The 2,472-nt window shown below is 65.8% G+C and carries 2 protein-coding genes; both read right to left on the bottom strand.

Annotation, left to right across the window (positions count from 1 at the left end; all coding sequences use genetic code 11):
• Positions 1–148 precede the first annotated feature (148 nt).
• On the bottom strand, positions 149–877 hold the full coding sequence (istB, locus tag ACTVZP_RS22100) for an IS21-like element helper ATPase IstB (RefSeq protein ID WP_443214280.1): 729 nt from the start codon (positions 875–877) through the stop codon (positions 149–151).
• Positions 810–2,420, bottom strand: a complete 1,611-nt coding sequence (gene istA / locus ACTVZP_RS22095; protein WP_443214279.1) for an IS21 family transposase — start codon at positions 2,418–2,420, stop codon at positions 810–812. Before istA ends, istB begins: the two co-directional genes overlap by 68 nt.
• Positions 2,421–2,472 lie beyond the last annotated feature (52 nt).

The raw sequence follows: 2,472 nt of genomic DNA, 5'->3' as shown, positions 1-2,472 counted from the left end.
TGTCAACCGGCACGCAAAATTGACCCCCCAGGCGGGGTGATCGGCGCCCAATTTTGACCCCCCGGCTCCGCGAGATCAGGGCCTGAGCCGACGGAATGGTCAGGGTTTGGAGGCGGCTCAGGCCCTGATCGGGCTCGCGTGCTGAGGGTCAGGCGCGGTTCTTGAAGCGCCAGCTCTCGTTGCCGGTCTCGATGATCTCGCAGTGGTGCGTGAGCCGGTCGAGGAGCGCGGTGGTCATCTTGGCGTCGCCGAAGACGGTCGGCCATTCGCCGAAGGCGAGGTTCGTGGTGACAATGATCGAGGTGCGTTCGTAGAGGCGGCTGATGAGATGGAAGAGCAACTGCCCGCCGGCTTGGGCGAACGGCAGGTAACCGAGTTCGTCCAGGATCACGAAGTCGAGGCGGCCGAGGTAGTCAGCGGTTCGGCCTTGCTTGCCGCTGCGGGTCTCGGCTTCAAGCTTGTTGACGAGGTCGACGACGTTGAAGAAGCGACCGCGGGTGCCAGCGCGGATGAGCGCTCGGGCGATGGCGATCGCAAGGTGGCTCTTGCCGGTGCCCGTTCCGCCGATGAGCACGACGTTGCGCTGGTCGGCGACGAAGTTTCCCGTCGCCAACTCGCGGACGAGGCCCTCGTTGACCGGCGTGCCGGTGAAGTCGAACTGCTCGATGTCCTTGGCCAGCGGCAGCTTGGCGATCGTCATCTGGTAGCGGATCGAACGCGCCTGCTTCTCAGTGATCTCGGACTGGAGCAGATCGCCCACGATCCTCGGCGGCTCGTGCTGACGCTTGATGCCGTTCGCCATGACCTCGTCATAGGCGCTGCGCATCCCGTAGAGCTTGAGGGCGGTCATCAGGTCGAGGATCTGGGTGCGGTCCATGTCGGCTGGTCCTCCTGAGGCTGTCGTATCGGGCGCAGTCGGCCACCGGAGCATGGGTCAGGCGCAGGCCGGCGGGCGTCAGCAGCAGCGGTGGCGGGGCGGCATCCTTGCGGCGAGCCAGAATGTTGATGATGACCGGCGCGGAATGGACGCCCTGGTCGAGGGCTTCGCGGCAGGCGGCTTCGACAGTTGGCAACCCGTCGGCCACGACGCAGCTCAGGATCTGCACCATCTGCCGGTCGCCGTCGTCCGAGCCCGTCAGCTTGCGCCGGATCGCGGCCAGCGCGGGCGGCAGCACCCAATCGCGGAAAGGGGCGCCGTTGCGCAGCGCTCCGGGTTTGCGAGCCAGAACAGGCACATAATGCCAAGGGTTGTAGACGGTCTGGCCGCGTCCGAAGACCCTTTGGTGCTCGCCGACGATGACGCCGTCCTGCCGGATGACGATCCGATCGGCATAGGCGTGGACCTCGACTGGGCGTCCGACCGCTGTGGCCAGCACAGAATACTTGTTCCTCAGGGAATTGATCCACTGGATCAATTCCTGATCTTCGTCACTGTCGAACCTGACGGTGCAGGTCTTGGAGACGGATGCGGTCACGCTGTGGAAGCCGTCGAAGGGTCCGGCATAGGGCACAAGGTGGGGGCGCTCGGCCTCGAACATCTCCCAGATCGTCCGGTCGGATTGCTCGGGATGCTTGTGCGCCTTGGCATAGGCCACGCACTTGTCCAGTAGCCAAGCGTTCAGTTCCTCGAGGCTCCGGACCCGCAGCCGGGGCGTGAAGAACCGCTCGCGGACGAGGCCGACCTGGTTCTCGACCTGACCCTTCTCCCAGCCCGACGCGGGCGTGCAGGCGACGGGTTCGATCAGGAAGTGGCTGCACATCTGCAGGAAGCGACGGTTGTACTTCCGCTCCTTGCCCGTGAAGACCGCCTCCACCGCCGTCTTCATGTTGTCGTAGATGCCCCGAGTGCAAGCGCCCCTGAAGAAGGCGAAGGCCCGGTCATGGGCGTCGAACACCATCTCCTGCGTCTCGCGCATGTAGGCTCGGACGAACATCATCCGGCTGTGGCAGAGCCGGACGTGGGCCACCTTGACCGTCACGGTGACGCCCGCGATCAGCACCACCTCATGGCTCCAGTCGAACTGGTAGGCCTCGCCCGGCGCGTAGTAGAGCGGGACATAGGCCTCGGCCGTCACCGCCCCGCGGCTCTTCGACCACGCGCGGGCGTAACGGCGGACGGCGTCATAGCCGCCCTCGTAGCCGGCGGCGCGCAACTCCTCGTAGATCCGGATCAGCGTGAGCCGCTCGCGCGACGGCTTGGTCGCATTGCCGAGCAGAACCTCGTCGAGCTTCGCCTGCCACGGCCCGATCCGTGGCATCGGCTGCCGCTCGCGCTCGTAGCTGAAATCCGTCTCGTCAGACCGCAGGATCTTCCGCACAGTGTTGCGCGACACGTGCAGCTCCCTGGCGATCCTCTTCACCGACCAGCCCTGCACGTGAAAGGCCCGCCGAACCCGCGCGATCGTATCCACTCGCTTCAACTCCCCCTCCGCCCGCTGCCTCGCAACGGACGGTCCGACGAATGCTGAGGGG

It is taken from the genome of Rhodobacter sp. NSM, from assembly GCF_052244495.1.
Taxonomy (GTDB): domain Bacteria; phylum Pseudomonadota; class Alphaproteobacteria; order Rhodobacterales; family Rhodobacteraceae; genus Cereibacter_A.
The sequence above is the reverse complement of the archived record's forward strand: the minus strand, read 5'-3'. Positions and strand labels throughout refer to the sequence as shown.

Coding starts and splice junctions, on each gene's coding strand:
- istB (WP_443214280.1), bottom strand. CDS start 877: ATGGACCGCACCCAGATCCTCGACCTGATGACCGCCCTCAAGCTCTAC.